Origin of the sequence: Brachybacterium avium (assembly GCF_002216795.1) — a bacterium.
GTDB classification, from domain to species: Bacteria; Actinomycetota; Actinomycetes; order Actinomycetales; family Dermabacteraceae; genus Brachybacterium; species Brachybacterium avium.
In genome coordinates this window covers 2,860,126-2,873,912 of the sequence record NZ_CP022316.1, presented here as the reverse complement: position 1 = coordinate 2,873,912, position 13,787 = coordinate 2,860,126, and the positions used below count along the sequence as shown (strand labels likewise).

General features: G+C 72.5%; 10 protein-coding genes, 1 tRNA gene and 1 pseudogene. 5 read left to right on the top strand and 7 right to left on the bottom strand.

The genetic code is table 11. The features are described from left to right. Window positions 1-31: 31 nt before the first annotated feature. Together CFK39_RS12880 and CFK39_RS12875 are read right to left on the bottom strand one after the other, a co-directional pair. Entirely contained in the window at window positions 32-937 is a 906-nt protein-coding gene (locus CFK39_RS12880; protein WP_089065792.1) for a cation diffusion facilitator family transporter, read from the bottom strand. Next, window positions 934-1,320 (bottom strand): ArsR/SmtB family transcription factor, encoded by a 387-nt coding sequence (locus CFK39_RS12875; protein ID WP_089065791.1) that lies wholly within the window; start codon window positions 1,318-1,320, stop codon window positions 934-936. Before CFK39_RS12875 ends, CFK39_RS12880 begins: the two co-directional genes overlap by 4 nt. Window positions 1,321-1,456: 136 nt before the next feature. On the opposite strand from CFK39_RS12875, the gene CFK39_RS12870 reads away from it, so the two are divergent. Together CFK39_RS12870 and CFK39_RS12865 are read left to right on the top strand one after the other, a co-directional pair. Then, on the top strand, window positions 1,457-2,752 hold the full coding sequence (locus CFK39_RS12870) for a hypothetical protein (RefSeq protein ID WP_089065790.1): 1,296 nt from the start codon (window positions 1,457-1,459) through the stop codon (window positions 2,750-2,752). 52 nt (window positions 2,753-2,804) lie between these two features. After that, window positions 2,805-3,890 (top strand): lipoate-protein ligase LplAB, encoded by a 1,086-nt coding sequence (locus CFK39_RS12865; protein ID WP_089066443.1) that lies wholly within the window; start codon window positions 2,805-2,807, stop codon window positions 3,888-3,890. A gap of 3 nt (window positions 3,891-3,893) precedes the next feature. On the opposite strand, the gene CFK39_RS12860 is transcribed toward CFK39_RS12865, so the two are convergent. Continuing rightward, the gene (locus CFK39_RS12860; protein ID WP_089065789.1) at window positions 3,894-4,664 is read right to left on the bottom strand and encodes a metallophosphoesterase family protein; all 771 of its coding nucleotides are present in this window, start codon (window positions 4,662-4,664) and stop codon (window positions 3,894-3,896) included. A 131-nt stretch (window positions 4,665-4,795) separates the two neighbouring features. Between CFK39_RS12860 and valS the strand changes: the two genes are divergently transcribed. Next, complete coding sequence (gene valS / locus CFK39_RS12855; protein ID WP_089065788.1) at window positions 4,796-7,462, top strand: valine--tRNA ligase; 2,667 nt, start codon at window positions 4,796-4,798, stop codon at window positions 7,460-7,462. 63 nt (window positions 7,463-7,525) lie between these two features. On the opposite strand, the gene CFK39_RS12850 is transcribed toward valS, so the two are convergent. Next, entirely contained in the window at window positions 7,526-8,758 is a 1,233-nt protein-coding gene (locus CFK39_RS12850; protein ID WP_089065787.1) for a WXG100 family type VII secretion target, read from the bottom strand. Window positions 8,759-8,873: 115 nt separating this feature from the next. Between CFK39_RS12850 and CFK39_RS12845 the strand changes: the two genes are divergently transcribed. Continuing rightward, window positions 8,874-9,350, top strand: coding sequence for a hypothetical protein (locus tag CFK39_RS12845; RefSeq protein ID WP_089065786.1), 477 nt, complete (start codon window positions 8,874-8,876; stop codon window positions 9,348-9,350). 10 nt (window positions 9,351-9,360) lie between these two features. Here the strand turns inward: CFK39_RS12845 and selB are convergent, their stop codons facing one another. The 3 genes and pseudogenes from selB to CFK39_RS12830 all read right to left on the bottom strand — a co-directional run bounded on the left by selB (window position 9,361) and on the right by CFK39_RS12830 (window position 12,689). Continuing rightward, complete coding sequence (gene selB / locus CFK39_RS12840; protein ID WP_089065785.1) at window positions 9,361-11,148, bottom strand: selenocysteine-specific translation elongation factor; 1,788 nt, start codon at window positions 11,146-11,148, stop codon at window positions 9,361-9,363. Continuing rightward, window positions 11,145-12,442, bottom strand: a pseudogene (gene selA / locus CFK39_RS12835) (L-seryl-tRNA(Sec) selenium transferase). The gene selB and the pseudogene selA overlap by 4 nt, the downstream one beginning before the upstream one ends. A 152-nt stretch (window positions 12,443-12,594) precedes the next feature. Further along, window positions 12,595-12,689: transfer RNA gene (locus tag CFK39_RS12830), tRNA-Sec, on the bottom strand. A gap of 75 nt (window positions 12,690-12,764) precedes the next feature. Between CFK39_RS12830 and selD the strand changes: the two genes are divergently transcribed. Further along, window positions 12,765-13,784, top strand: coding sequence for a selenide, water dikinase SelD (gene selD / locus CFK39_RS12825; RefSeq protein ID WP_089065784.1), 1,020 nt, complete (start codon window positions 12,765-12,767; stop codon window positions 13,782-13,784). The last annotated feature ends 3 nt before the right edge of the window (window positions 13,785-13,787 follow it).

Below are 13,787 nucleotides of genomic sequence, written 5' to 3'. Positions count from 1 at the left end.
ATGCGGCGGGCACCACGTCTGAGGAAGGTTCTCACCAGCCGATCTCCAGGCAGCCGTGGTGATCGGTGGGCTCGGTCTGGACCGTGGCGTGCGCGATCCCGTGGGTGGTGCTGAGCAGCTCCTGGGCGGCATCGAGCACCGGGTGCGGATCCCTGCCCGGATCCACCACCAGATGCACGGTGGCGACCTCCATCCCGGAGGTGAGGGTCCACAGGTGCAGGTCGTGGGCGTCGACGACCCCGTCGATCGCGGTCAGGTCGGCGCGCACCCGCTCGGGGTCGATGCCGGGTGGGGCGGCCTGGCCGAGCACCCCGAGCACCTCGCGGGCGAGGATCACGGCCCGCACCGCGATGAAGACGCCGACGGCGAGCGCGACCGCGGTATCGACCCAGGTGGCACCGGTGAAGCGCAGGAGCACAGCGGCGAGGATGACCCCGATCGAGCCGACCGTATCGGCCATGACCTCGAGATAGGCTCCCTTGACGTTCAGGCTCTCTCCCGCGCCGCCCCGCAACAGCATCAGCACCACGAGGTTCACGATGAGCCCCAGGACGCCGACGACGAGCATCGGGCCGGAATCGACCTCGACCCGGTGGCCGAGGCGTCCGATCGCGGCGATCACCACGCCGACGGCGACGCCCAGCATGATCAGCACCGCGAGCAGGGAGGCGAACACCTCGATGCGGTAGTGGCCGAAGGTGCGCCGGCCGCTGCGGTCCGGGCGCACCGCGATCACGGTCGCGGCGAGCGCGGCCGCGAGGGTGACGACATCGGCGGCCATGTGCCCGGCATCGGAGAGGAGCGCGAGGGATCCGGAGAGCAGACCGGTCACCAGCTCGACGACGAAGAAACCGCCGATCAGCACCAGAGCGAGGACCAGGCGCCAGCGGTGGGCGCCGCCGGCGTGGCCGCTGGGCGGACGGTGGTCGTGCGTCATGAGGCGACCTCCGTCGCGCCCTCCCGCTCGGGGTGCTCCATCCGGCTGTGCGCGGTGTGCGAGATCGCGAGGTCCAGCAGCATCCTCACGTGCGGGTCGTCCAGGCGGTAGAACGCCCGGCGGCCCTCCCGGCGCACGGCGACGATCCGGTGGGCCCGCAGCAGCTTCAGGGCGTGGGAGACGGCCGACTCGGAATGCTCGGTGACCTCGGCCAGATCGCTCACGCACAACTCGCCCTCGAGCAGTGCGAGCAGGAGCCGCAGCCGCGCAGGGTCACCGAGGAGGGAGAAGACGTCCGCGACATCCGCCACCGCGGACTGCCCGGGGATCCTGGCGCGGATCGCGTCCAGCGCACCGATCCCCATATCTGCATGATTGCTCATATGTTCAGTATGGCAGAGATGGCCGCGGGATGGTGGGCGGGGGGATCCGGCACCGGATCCGCAGCGGTCACGGCCTAGGCTTGGACAGCATCGGCCGCGGCAGGCGCTGCGCCCCGGATCGCTGCGAAGGAGGACCATGGCTCGCTCGTACGCCACCGTCGGACAGATGCTGACCTTCGCGATGGACCGCTCCCTGCAGTCGACGGGGCTGGAGGGCTGGTCCTTCCATCCCGACCGGTCCGACGTCATCCTGCGGCACATGCTCGAATTCGTGCTGATGGCACCCCGCAGCCGCAGCGCCTTCCTGCGCACCGTGGCGCGCACCGCGCACACCACCGGCAGCATCGTCGCCGCGCCGCGGCTGCGCCGCAATGCTCCCGACCTCGTCGCCGAGATGTTCCCGGCCACCGCCGCGGAGGAGGACGGGGCTCGGCTCGGGATCGCGCTGCGCACCGGCGGCGCCTTCGACGTCCCCCGGCTGCAGAGCCTGCGGGCCGCGCTCGGCTTCTCGCCGCATCACCTGCTGATCGCCATCTCCCGCCGCTCGGACCTGCAGGACTGCCAGGATGCGCTCCCGCCTGGCGTGATCTGCCTCAGCTGGGACCGGCTGAGCAGGCGGATGACCGAGGCCGATCCGGGGCACGCCGCACTGTGGGAGACCATCGGCGAGATCGGCGAGAACTCGGGCCGTCCGGTCGTGCAGTTCCCGGTGGACCCGAAGAAGCTGCTGACCAAGCGGCGTGTCGCTCGGGAGTTCCGAGCCCATCTGGACGTGCTGCACCAGGCCGGCCGCACCCTGCTGGGCTCCAGCGCGCACTTCTCCACCCGGCGCGGGCAGGCGACCGCCCACCTGCAGGTCGGCGTGGGCCTGCACCGCACCGGGCTCGAGTTCGGCGAGGTGAAGCACGGCACGCCGGTCCACCTGCTGCGCACCGGTCAGGAACCGACGCCGCTGGGCATCGGACGGCTCGAGGATCCGACGGCCCGCGCCGCGGCGCGGGAGCGCCTGGACGCTCTCGCCCGTCGCCGGTCCTGGCGCACCGGGGCCCGCCTGCCGCAGGTGCCGACGGAGCTGGTGGGCACTCCCGCCTCCCCGGAGGTCGAGGGGGCCCGGCTGCTGCTGTGGGGGATCTTCAATCCGATGCTGCTGCGCGATCGCGGCTTCGACCTCGCCGCGGCCCGTCGACAGCCGGCGCTCACCGCCTCGACCCTGGGGCTGCGCCTGCATCATCGCGGGGACGACAGCCGCACCACGTACCGGATCTGGGTGGGCGGCGAGCGGGAGTGGCGTCAGCTCATCCCCAACGTGACCCGTGAGGCGAGCGATGTCCGCGGGGAGGAGACCTATGCGATCGCCCCGCGCAAGAACCAGTCGACCGCGGATTTCGTCTGGGAGGTCCATCGCGCGCTGCGCTCGCTGACCATCACCTGAGCCGCGCGGCCGAATCACGCCACCGAGCATGCCGCTGCGCGACAATGGCCGCATGGATGAGCGCAGCGACAGCACGGTCAGGCACGGCGAGTACAAGGTCCGCGACGGGAAACTGGTGGCCGTCGACGTGACGGTCGCGGACGGACGGATCGACACCGCCCATGTCTTCGGGGACTTCTTCCTCGAGCCGGATGACGCCCTGGAGGACCTGGGCGCCGCCCTGTCCGGGATGTCCACCACCGCCACCACCACGGAGCTGGCCGCCGCGATCACCGCGCGGCTGGCGGCGCGCCCCGACCCGGTGCAGCTGATCGGCTTCGACGAGGAGGCGGTCGCGATCGCGACGCGACGCGCCCTGGGCCATGCCACCAGCTGGAGCGATCTCACCTTCGATGTCATCGATCCGGTGGTGCTGCCGCCGGTGATGCACGTGGCCCTGGACGAGGTGCTGCCGCTGGAAGTCGTCGCCGGGCGCCGCAGCCCCCACTTCCGGATCTGGGACTGGGACTCCCCGCTGGTGGTGATCGGCTCCTACCAGTCGCTGCGCAACGAGATCGATGCCGAGGGCGCCGCCGAGCACGGCATCGGCGTGGTGCGTCGGATCACCGGCGGCGGCGCGATGTTCATGGAGCAGGGCAACTGCATCACCTACTCGCTGGTGGTCCCCACCTCCCTGGTGGAGGGGCTCAGCTTCGAGCAGTCCTACGCGTATCTCGACGACTGGGTGATGGGGGCGCTGGCCGAGATCGGGGTCAGGGCCCGCTATGTGCCGCTGAACGACATCGCCTCCGAGCAGGGCAAGATCGGCGGCGCGGCCCAGCGCCGATTCGCCGGCGGCGTGCTGCTGCATCACGTGACGATGAGCTACGACATCGACGCCGACAAGATGGGCGAGGTGCTGCGGATCGGCAAGGAGAAGCTCTCCGGCAAGGGCACCAGGAGCGCGAACAAGCGGGTGGACCCGATGCGCTCGCAGACGGGTCTGGCCCGCGAGCAGATCATCGACGGCTTCTTGGAGTTCTTCCGCGCCCGCTACGACACGGTGGACTCGACCTACACCGAGGAGGAGCTCGCCCGGGCCCGCGAGCTGGTGGAGACCAAGTTCGGCACCCAGGAGTGGACTGCGCGGGTGCCGTGACGCTCAGTCCGCCCCGGGGGTGAGGCCCAGTGCCGCGTGGGCCCCGCGGTAGATCCCCGTGCGCAGCTCGATCTCCCACGCCCCGGCCTCGGGCATGCCCAGCGCGCGGGCCAGCTCGATCTCGGCCTCGACGTCGTAGGGCACCCGCACGAACTGGATCCCGAACGGGGCGTCGGTCCCTCCGTCGGGGTCTCCCTCGAGGATGGCGTAGGAGGGCGTGGGGTCGTCGAGCTGGTTGCCGACGCTGCCGACGTTCACCAGCGTCCCCTCCCGGCCCGAGCGCAGGAACGGATCGTGGATGTCGCCGTAGACGACGATGTCCGCCGATTCCCCGCCGCCGGTGAACGGTGTCGGGGCGAACATCATGGTGAACTCCTCTTCACTGTGCCCTCGCAGGACCCGGGTGAACTCATCGACCGGGGACGCGTGCAGGGCACGCACCCGTCGGCCGGAGAGCCGGACGTCCAGGCTGCCCGGCAGAGCGAACAGCCATCGCCGGTCCTCGGCGGAGAGCTCCTGGCGCCACCAGGCCTGCCCCTCGCTGCGCAGCTCCCCGTCCCCGGCGATCACCACCTCCCAGTTGCCGCGCACCGTCGCCTCGCAGCGCTCCCGGGTCAGTGCGGTGCAGGCGGCGCCCCGCGGCCCCTTGCCCACCACGTCGCCGAGGTTCAGGATCCGGGTGATGCCCCGGGCGGCGATGTCGGCGAGCACCGCCCGATAGGCGGTGAGGTTGCCGTGCACGTCGGAGACCACGGCGAGGCGCTGGAGAGGCATGACTCCACCGTACGGCTGCCGGTGCCCCGTCCGTCTCGTGACCGGGTCCGCACGGCCGCGCTCTGAGCGAGGGCGCTCACACTGTCGTCGCCTGCGTTGCACGTCGCGGCAGACCTGGAACAATGGCCCCCATGACCGATACTGCGCCGCGCCCCGACTCCGCCCTCCCCGATCGTCCCTCCCTCGAGGGCCTCGAGGAGAAGTGGGACAGCGTATGGAGCGAGCAGGACCTCTACTCCTTCGACCCGGAGACCACTCGTGACCAGGTCTTCAGCGTCGACACCCCGCCGCCCACCGCCTCGGGCTCGCTGCACGTGGGCCACGTGTTCGGCTACTCCCAGGCGGACATGATCGTGCGCTATCAGCGCATGCGCGGCAAGAACGTGTTCTACCCGCTGGGCTGGGACGACAACGGCCTGCCCACCGAGCGTCGCGCCCAGAACTACTACGGGGTGCGCTGCGACCCCTCGCTGCCCTACGAGGAGGACTTCACTCCCCCGCAGGAGGGCGGCTCGAACAAGTCGGCGAAGGCCGCGAACCAGCTGCCGATCTCGCGCCGCAACTTCATCGAGCTGTGCGAGCAGCTCACCGCGCTGGACGAGAAGTCCTTCGAGGACGTGTTCCGCGCCCTCGGCCTCTCGGTGGACTGGGATCACAGCTACCAGACGATCAACGCCGCCTCCCGTGCCACCTCCCAGCGCGCGTTCCTCGAGAACCTGCAGCAGGGCCAGGCCTACCAGTCCGAGGCCCCCACCATGTGGGACGTCACCTACCGCACCGCGGTGGCACAGGCCGAGCAGGAGGACCGCGAGCGGGAGGCCGCCTACCACCGGATCGGCTTCACCCGCACCGACGACACCGGGGAGACGGTGCACATCGAGACCACACGCCCCGAGCTGCTGCCGGCGTGCGTGGCCTTGGTGGCCCATCCCGATGACGAGCGGTACCAGAGCCTGTTCGGCTCGACCGTCACCTCGCCCCTGTTCGGGGTCGAGGTGCCGGTGCTGGCGCATCCCCTCGCCCAGCCCGACAAGGGCGCGGGCATCGCGATGATCTGCACCTTCGGTGACTCCAACGATGTCACCTGGTGGCGGGAGCTCTCGCTGCCCACCCGCTCGGTGGTGGGCCGTGACGGCCGCTTCCTGCCCGAGGCGCCCTGGATCACCTCCGAGGAGGGCCGGGCCCGCTACGCGGAGCTCGCGGGGCTCACCGTGTTCAGCGCGCAGAAGCGCGTGGTGGAGATGGTCACCGAGTCCGGCGACCTGGTGGGCGAGCCGGAGAGGATCACGCATCCGGTGAAGTTCTACGAGAACGGCGACAAGCCGCTGGAGTTCGTCACCTCGCGTCAGTGGTACCTCACCAACGGCGGCCGGGACACCTCCGAGGGCGGTCTGCGCGATGAGCTGATCGCCCGTGGCGCGGAGCTGACCTGGCATCCCGCCTACATGGAGTCCCGCTACCGAAACTGGGTGGAGGGCCTGACCGGCGACTGGCTGATCTCCCGCCAGCGCTTCTACGGCGTGCCCTTCCCACTCTGGTACGCGGTCGACGCCGACGGCGAGACCGACTACGACACCGTGCTCACCCCACCGATCGAGGCGCTGCCGATCGATCCCACCACCGACGTGCCGGCCGGTTTCACCGAGGCCCAGCGCAACCAGCCGGGCGGCTTCATCGCCGATCCCGACATCCTCGATACCTGGGCCACGTCCTCGCTGACCCCGCAGCTCGCGGGCGGCTGGAACTCGGATCCTGAGCTCTTCAGCAAGGTCTACCCGATGGATCTGCGCCCGCAGGGCCACGACATCATCCGCACCTGGCTGTTCTCCACCATCGTGCGCTCCCACCTGCAGCAGGATTCGCTGCCGTGGAAGCACGCCTCGATCAACGGCTGGATCCTGGACCCGGACCGCAAGAAGATGTCCAAGTCCAAGGGCAACGTGGTCACCCCCATCGGGCTGCTGCAGCAGCACGGCTCGGACGGGGTGCGCTACTGGGCCGGTCGCGCCCGCCAGGGTGTGGACACCGCCTTCGACGAGGGGCAGATGAAGATCGGCCGCCGCCTGGCGATCAAGATCCTCAACGCCTCGAAGTTCGCCCTCGGCTTCGGCGCCGCCCCCGCCGATCCGGCGGGACGTCTCGCCGCGGACCCGGCAGTGGTCACCGATCCGCTGGACCGGGCGCTGCTGGCACAGCTGGCCCAGGTCGTCGAGCAGGCCACGACCGCTTTCGAGGACATGGACTACGCCCGCAGCCTGGAGGCGGTCGAGCCGTTCTTCTGGGCGTTCTGCGATGACTACATCGAGCTGGTCAAGGAGCGAGCCCACGGCAACTCCCCCGCCGGCGAGGCCGGGGCCGCCTCGGCCCGCGCCGCGCTCGCGATCGCGCTCGAGGTGCTGCTGCGCCTGTTCGCACCGGTGGTCGTGTTCGCGACCGAGGAGGTCTGGTCGTGGTGGCGCGAGGGCAGCGTGCACACGCAGGCCTGGCCGCAGGCGGCACCGCTGCGTGAGGCCGCCGCCGGTCAGGACGCGGCGCTCGTGGACACGGTGGCCCAGGCCGCGATCACGCTGCGACGCCTCAAGTCCGACGCCAAGGTCTCCCAGAAGACCCCGATCCTGAGCGTGAGGATCGAGGCGCCGCAGCAGGCGCTCGCCCATCTCGAGGCCGCCGCCGCGGATCTCACGGCGCTGGGCCGGATCGAGCAGCTCGAGCTGGTCGTCGGGGAGGGCGAGGAGATCCTCACCCGCGACGTCGAGCTCGGCGAGCCGCCGGTCAAGCAGCCGCGCAGCAAGGGCTGAGCTCGCGCCACGACGACGACCGGACCGCCATGGGGCTGCCCACCCCGCTCGTGCGCTGTCGAATCACCAGGGAGTCAGGGCGTCGTACGCATCGCCCACCATGCTCGCGGCGCTGTCGAAGGCACCGGCGGCGTCGGAGATCGCATCGTCCAGGTTGTAGTCGCCCGGCGTGAAGGTGTCGACGATGTTGTTCGGACTGATCGAGATCGCGATGTCTCCCTGGAGGCCCAGCCCGGCTGCGATGTCGCCGCCGAGGCTGAGTCCGACCGCGTCGGTCGAGACGACCGCTCCGGCGCCGCCGCCGATCGATGCCCCGGCCTCCGCTCCGAAGGATCCGGAGGTCGTCATCCAGCCGCCGGGCGAGACGGAGGTGAACTCGGCATCCGCCTTTGCCCCGGCGAATGCCCCCGCATCCATCCCGATGGTCCATCCGCTGAGATTCCCCTCGTCGCTGCGGGTCGCGTGGGAATACGCATTCGCGTGCGCTTCGGCACCGGCATACCCGTCCACGCCGATCGTGTTGCTGGAGCCATCGGGACCGGTGGCGGTGGCACTCATGTCGCCGTACACCCCGGCCCCAGCGCCCGCACCGGCGCTGAAGCCGTCGCCGTAGGTCACGCCGGCCTCCGCGTAGGCCTCGGCTCCGGCCCGTCCGTCGGCCGCGAGCGAGGAGCTGAGGGGCAGGTTCAGCTGTTCGTCGATCCCGACCTCGGCACCTGCCCGGGCACCGGCGGTATGGGTGGTGTTTCCGAACTCGTCGACCGTGGTGCTCGTCCCCGCGCTCGCCCGGGTGTTCGCGTAGACGTCGAGATGCCCGAAATCCTCGTCGATCTCCCGGCCGTCCCCGTGCGGGCCCCCGGCGTCGTGCTCGCCGACGGGCCGCTCCTCCCCGGCCGCGCCGCCCGTGCCGTAGCCCTCATCCCCGTAGAACAGCGGCGATCCTCCCGCTCCGGGTCCACCGGGGCGCGGCAGCGGGAACGGGAAGGGCATCGGGGTGCCGAAGGGCGGAAAGGTCGCCCCACCGCCGTCGCCCGCGGAGGCGATGTCCTGCTGCGCGGCATGCTCGCTCAGCTCGTCGGAGCGGCTCCGGAGCGCCTCGGCCCGCTCCGTGAGTCGCGCCCTCGCCTCGCACGCCCAGCGCTCCCGGAAGGCCTCGGCATCGGGTCCCGTCCACGGGACGGACGCGATGAGCGCGGAGACGGTGCCGACGAGGTCGTCCAGCGTCCCGGAATTCCGCCGGCAGGCGTCCGCCTGCCTCCGCAGCTGCTCGGTGTCCGCTCCGCAGAACCCGGTCATCCCGCCACCATCCCTGTTCGCTCTGTCCACTGCCCCGACGTTGCCACGAGCCTATGGCGGCCTGCGCGTGCTGGCGATGGGGAGCACTCCCCATGCCTCCCCTAGAGTAGATCTCATGGAGTCCACGTTCCGCTCGTCCGCCTCGCGCATCAATGTCGTCGTGGGGCCGATGGTGATGCTCGTCGGGGTCCTCGCGGCGATCGCAGCCGTGGTCCTGTCGCTCGTGATGGAGACCGCCGGATTCCTGGCGCTGCTGATCCCGGCTGCGCTCGCGCTCGGCGGCGGGGCGTTCGTGCTCTGGGGCGCCCGACGCTCCCGCCTGCGCATCGATGCGGACGGCTTCGTGTGGGCCGGGTTCGTCGGGGCGCAGCGAGCGGTGCGCTGGCAGGTGCTGGAGCGGCTGGTGCCGCCTGCTGCGGGCGACCGGCGTCTGGTCGCGACCGCGCTCCTGCGCGACGGCTCCCGGGTCCCGGTGCGTGCGCTGTGGGAGCCCGCGACCGTCCCCTCCGCCCTCAGCGGCGGCCCGGATCACTCCCGGGTGCAGAACGCCCTGCTCTCGGCCCACCGGCAGTGGCTCGCCAGGAACCGGTGAGCGCGCCCGCTCAGCGCACCACCTGACGATGACCGGCATCGATCCGACGGGTCCAGCCGCGGGCGTCGAGGTGCTCGAGCAGCGGGATCGCGACCCGGCGGCTGGTGCCGAGCGCCTGCCGCGCCTGGGAGGTGGTGAAGGGCTGCTCGAGCCGGGCCAGCTCCCGCATGGCGAGCGCCGGGGCGGTGGGCAGCAGGATCACCTCGCCCGGCAGGCGCAGCAGACGGCCCTGCCGGGCTGCGGCGGCGAGCTGTTCCGGGCCGAGGCCCAGCGCGGTCAGGCCATCCGCCTCCGGGGCTGCGAAGGGATCGCCGCGCAGGCGCTGCTCGAGGGAGGCGGTCGCGGTCTCGGCCGCTCCGAGCCCCGTGGAGCGTCGCGGGTCCAGGATCCGTCCGTCCTGTTCGATCAGGCCGGCACGATCGATCAGCTCGGGCAGGAGCTCCGGGTGGGTGCCGAGCACGTCGAGGGCCGCTTTGCGGGCCAGCCCCGCGGAGAGCGGATGCTGCTCGTGCTCGGCGGTGACCACCTGGCGCAGCTGTGCGGACCAGGCGGTGTGCGCGGCCTCGGCGACCAGCAGCGTCCCGGACCGGAGCACGCCGGCAGGCAGCATCTCGGGCACGGGGACCCCGTATCGGCTCAGCTGTGCGGCGGGCACCGCACCGCGCCGCGCCACCTCGGCGGCGAGGTCGCCGGTCTCGCTGGACGCGGCGAGCGCGGCGGACCGTCGGGCCGCGTCGCCACGCCGGGTGAGTGCGGGCGGGTCGACGTCGAGCACGAGGGCGCCGGTGCGGACGACCCGGTCGCCGCTGCCGCGCAGCACCATCCGATCGCCGACGCGCAGCGGCAGCGAGCGGTCGAGGGCGAGCCGGGCGTGGTCGGGCCCCAGCGGCCGGACCCGGGCGGGCACCGCAGCGGTCCCGGCGTGGACGACGAGCTGTGCGGGCGCCTCGGCGAACGCACCCCGCGCCGTCGCCCGCACGTCCAGCAGGGCCGTCATCGTCCAGGCGCCGAGGCTGAGCAGCGCATCGCCGCGGGACACCGAGTCCGCGTCCACGCCGCGGAGGTTCACGGCGGCGCGGCTGACGGGACCGAGCTGCTCCACCGTCTCCTCGCGCGACTGCAGGCCGCGCACCTGGACCCGTCGCGCCGGACCCTCGCCCGTCCGCTCGAGCGTCTGCCCCACCCGGAGGGTGCCGCCGCTGAGGGTGCCGGTGACGATGGTCCCCGCCCCGGAGATACTGAAGGAGCGGTCCACCCACAGGCGCACGCGCTCCTCCGGGGCCGGCTCGTGGGCGGCGGCGACCACGGTGCCCAGCACGCGGCGCAGCTCCTCGATCCCCGCTCCGGTGAGCGCGGAGACGGCCACGGCGGGAGCTGCGGCGAGGCCGGTCCCGGCGAGCTCGGTACGGGCCTGGGCCAGGACCTCCCCGACCCGGTCGGGAGCGAGGTCCGCCCGGGTGACGACGAGCAGGCCCCGGTCGATGCCGAGCGCGGCGATCGCATCGCGGTGGTCGCAGGACTGCGCCTGCCAGCCCTCGTCGGCCGCCACGACGAAGCACACGATCGGGGCCGGGCCGAGGCCGGCGAGCATGTTGCCGAGGAAGCGCTCGTGGCCGGGGACGTCGACGAAGGACACCTCGTCGCCCGATGCCAGGGTGGTCCAGGCGAAGCCGAGGTCGAGGGTCAGCCCGCGACGCTTCTCCTCGGCCCAGCGGTCCGGGTCGCTGCCGGTGAGGGCGCGGATCAGGGTGGACTTGCCGTGGTCGACGTGACCGGCCGTGGCGATGACCTGCCTCATCGCGGGTCGACCTCGCCGGCGGTCCGGGAGCGGGCGGCGGCGACCGCACGGGCCACGCGCTCGTCGTCTTCGGCAGGCAGGCAGCGCAGGTCGAGCAGGCACTGCCCGCCGTGCACGGTCGTGACGAGGGCCGGGTCCCCGGTGCGCAGCGGGCCGGCGAGCTCGGCCTCGAGGGAGATCGCCCATCCGGGCAGGGGCACCTCGGCGCCTCCCCCGCCGCCGACGCGGCCGTCGTGCGGGACCACGGTGCCGTCGAGCTCAGCGGCGAGGCGGGCGGTGCGCTCCCGCAGGGCGTCCGGGTCGGTGCGCAGCGCCTCGAGCACGGGCGGGGCCGGGCCGTCCAGGGTCGCCTCGAGCGCGGCGAGGGCGAGCTTGTCGGCGCGCACCGCCCGCGCCAGCGGGTGGCGGGCGAGGCGGGCGATGACGTCGGCCCGGCCCAGCAGGATCCCCGCCTGGGGGCCGCCCAGGAGCTTGTCGCCGCTGACGACGACGACGTCCGCGCCGTCGCGCAGGGCGGTGGCGACGTCGGGCTCGTCCGGCAGCCGGGGCTCGGGCGCGAGCAGCCCGCTGCCGAGGTCCGCGATCAGCGGGACGTTCGCGTCCCGGCAGGGCCCGGCGAGCTCGGTGAGGGGGACCTCGCTGGTGAATCCGATGATGCGGTAGTTGCTGGTGTGGATGCGCAGCACGCAGCCGGTCTCGGGGCCGAGGGCATCGGTGTAGTCGGACAGGTGGGTGCGGTTGGTGGTGCCGACCTCGCGCAGTCGGGCCCCGGTGGAGGTGATGAGATCCGGCAGGCGGAATCCGGCGCCGATCTCGATCATCTCGCCGCGGCTGAGCACCACCTCGCCGGTGCCGGCGAGCGCGGTGGTGGCCAGCAGCAGGGCCGCGGCGCCGTTGGTGACGACCAGTGCGTCCTCGGCCTCGGGACAGGCCGCGAGCAGCGCGGCCCGTGCGCCGGCGCCGCGCCTCGCCCGCGCACCGGTGGCCAGATCGAACTCGACATCCGTGTATCCGGCAGCATCCTGCAGCGCCTCCCGAGCGGCCGGGACAGCGGGGCCCGTCCGAGGTTGGTGTGGATGAGGACGCCGGTGGCATTCAGGACCGGCCGCAGGGACCCGGCGGGGCGGTCCCCGAGGGCGGCGAAGACCTCGTCCTGCACCTGCTCCGGAGTGATCTCTCCGGACCGGGCCCGACCCTGCACGGCGCGCACGATGCCGAGCACCACGCGCCCGCTCATGGTGCGGCTCGCGGCCGCGACCGCCGGGAGGGCCAGCAGGTGGTCGGTGCGGGGGATGCGGCGGCGCGGGTCCGCGCCCGTCGCACCGTGCGCCGGATCCTCGGGCGCATCGGTCCCGGCCGCGGGACCCTCGGGCACGGGCGTCTCGGGCACGGGACCTCCTCGAGGGCCGACGGGCGGGCACCACCCGCATACGGGTGATGAGGGCGTGGCGGAGGCGGACGGGAATCGAACCCGCCAGACCGAGGTGCTCGGTCTCACCGGTTTTGAAGACCGGGGCGCCCACCAGGACACGTACGCCTCCGCCGCCCAAGCTATCACCGTGGGATCGGCCATGATTCGCTCCGCACGGGCTGGTCGGACGCCATAGGCTCGGGGCATGAGCGCGCATCCGATCCGTCCCGCGGCCCGGCCCTCGATCCGTCTGACCACGATGGCGCACGGCGGCGGCTGTGCGTCGAAGATCCCGCCCGGCGAGCTCGAGGACGTGGTCTCGGCGCTCTCCGGGCAGCAGTACGACCAGGTGATCGTGGGGCTGGAGGACGGCGACGACGCGGCCGCGGTGCGGATCGGCGGGCCCGACGGGGCGACCGCGGTGCTCTCGACCGCGGACTTCTTCACCCCGGTGGTCGATGATGCCTTCGACTGGGGCCGCATCGCCGCCGCCAATGCCCTGTCGGATATCTATGCCATGGGCGGGGACCCGGTGGTGGCGATCAACCTGGTGGGCTGGCCCCGCGGGGTGCTCTCCTACGAGCTGCTGCAGGAGGTCCTCGCGGGCGGGCTGGCGATCGCGCAGGAAGCCGGGGTGCCGGTGATCGGCGGGCACTCGGTCGATGATCCGGAGCCGAAGTACGGCATGGCGGTCACGGGTACCGCGCATCCGGACCATCTGCTGCGCAACGATGCCGCTGTGGCGGGTCTGCCGATCACCCTGACCAAACCGCTCGGGGTGGGGCTGCTGAACAACCGGATGACGTCCACCGGGGAGGTCTCCGCCGCGGCGATCGAGACCATGACCGCTCTGAACCGCGATGCCTCCCGGGCCGCGCGGGCCGCGGGGGTGAGGGCCGCGACCGATGTCACCGGCTTCGGACTGCTCGGGCACCTGTTCAAGATGGGCCGCGCCTCCGAGGTGGGGATGGTCATCGACCGCACCGCTGTCCCGCTGATCGACGGTGCTGCCGAGGCGCTGCGCGACGGCTTCGTCTCCGGCGGCACCCGGCGCAACCTGGACTGGGTCCGGCAGCACCTGCGCACCGGCGCCGGCGTCACCGAGGAGGACCTGCTGCTGCTGGCGGACGCCCAGACCTCCGGCGGGCTGCTGGTGATCGGCGAGATCCCCGGCTATCCGATCATCGGCGAGACGGTGGAGGGCACAGGCCTCACGGTGCGCTGAGCG

What these genes read in the sequence shown, in the direction of transcription:
- CFK39_RS12880 (WP_089065792.1), bottom strand. Translation starts at nt 937, where the DNA reads ATGACGCACGACCACCGTCCGCCCAGCGGCCACGCCGGCGGCGCCCAC.
- CFK39_RS12875 (WP_089065791.1), bottom strand. Translation starts at nt 1,320, where the DNA reads ATGAGCAATCATGCAGATATGGGGATCGGTGCGCTGGACGCGATCCGC.
- CFK39_RS12870 (WP_089065790.1), top strand. Translation starts at nt 1,457, where the DNA reads ATGGCTCGCTCGTACGCCACCGTCGGACAGATGCTGACCTTCGCGATG.
- CFK39_RS12865 (WP_089066443.1), top strand. Translation starts at nt 2,805, where the DNA reads ATGGATGAGCGCAGCGACAGCACGGTCAGGCACGGCGAGTACAAGGTC.
- CFK39_RS12860 (WP_089065789.1), bottom strand. Translation starts at nt 4,664, where the DNA reads ATGCCTCTCCAGCGCCTCGCCGTGGTCTCCGACGTGCACGGCAACCTC.
- valS (WP_089065788.1), top strand. Translation starts at nt 4,796, where the DNA reads ATGACCGATACTGCGCCGCGCCCCGACTCCGCCCTCCCCGATCGTCCC.
- CFK39_RS12850 (WP_089065787.1), bottom strand. Translation starts at nt 8,758, where the DNA reads ATGACCGGGTTCTGCGGAGCGGACACCGAGCAGCTGCGGAGGCAGGCG.
- CFK39_RS12845 (WP_089065786.1), top strand. Translation starts at nt 8,874, where the DNA reads ATGGAGTCCACGTTCCGCTCGTCCGCCTCGCGCATCAATGTCGTCGTG.
- selB (WP_089065785.1), bottom strand. Translation starts at nt 11,148, where the DNA reads ATGAGGCAGGTCATCGCCACGGCCGGTCACGTCGACCACGGCAAGTCC.
- selD (WP_089065784.1), top strand. Translation starts at nt 12,765, where the DNA reads ATGAGCGCGCATCCGATCCGTCCCGCGGCCCGGCCCTCGATCCGTCTG.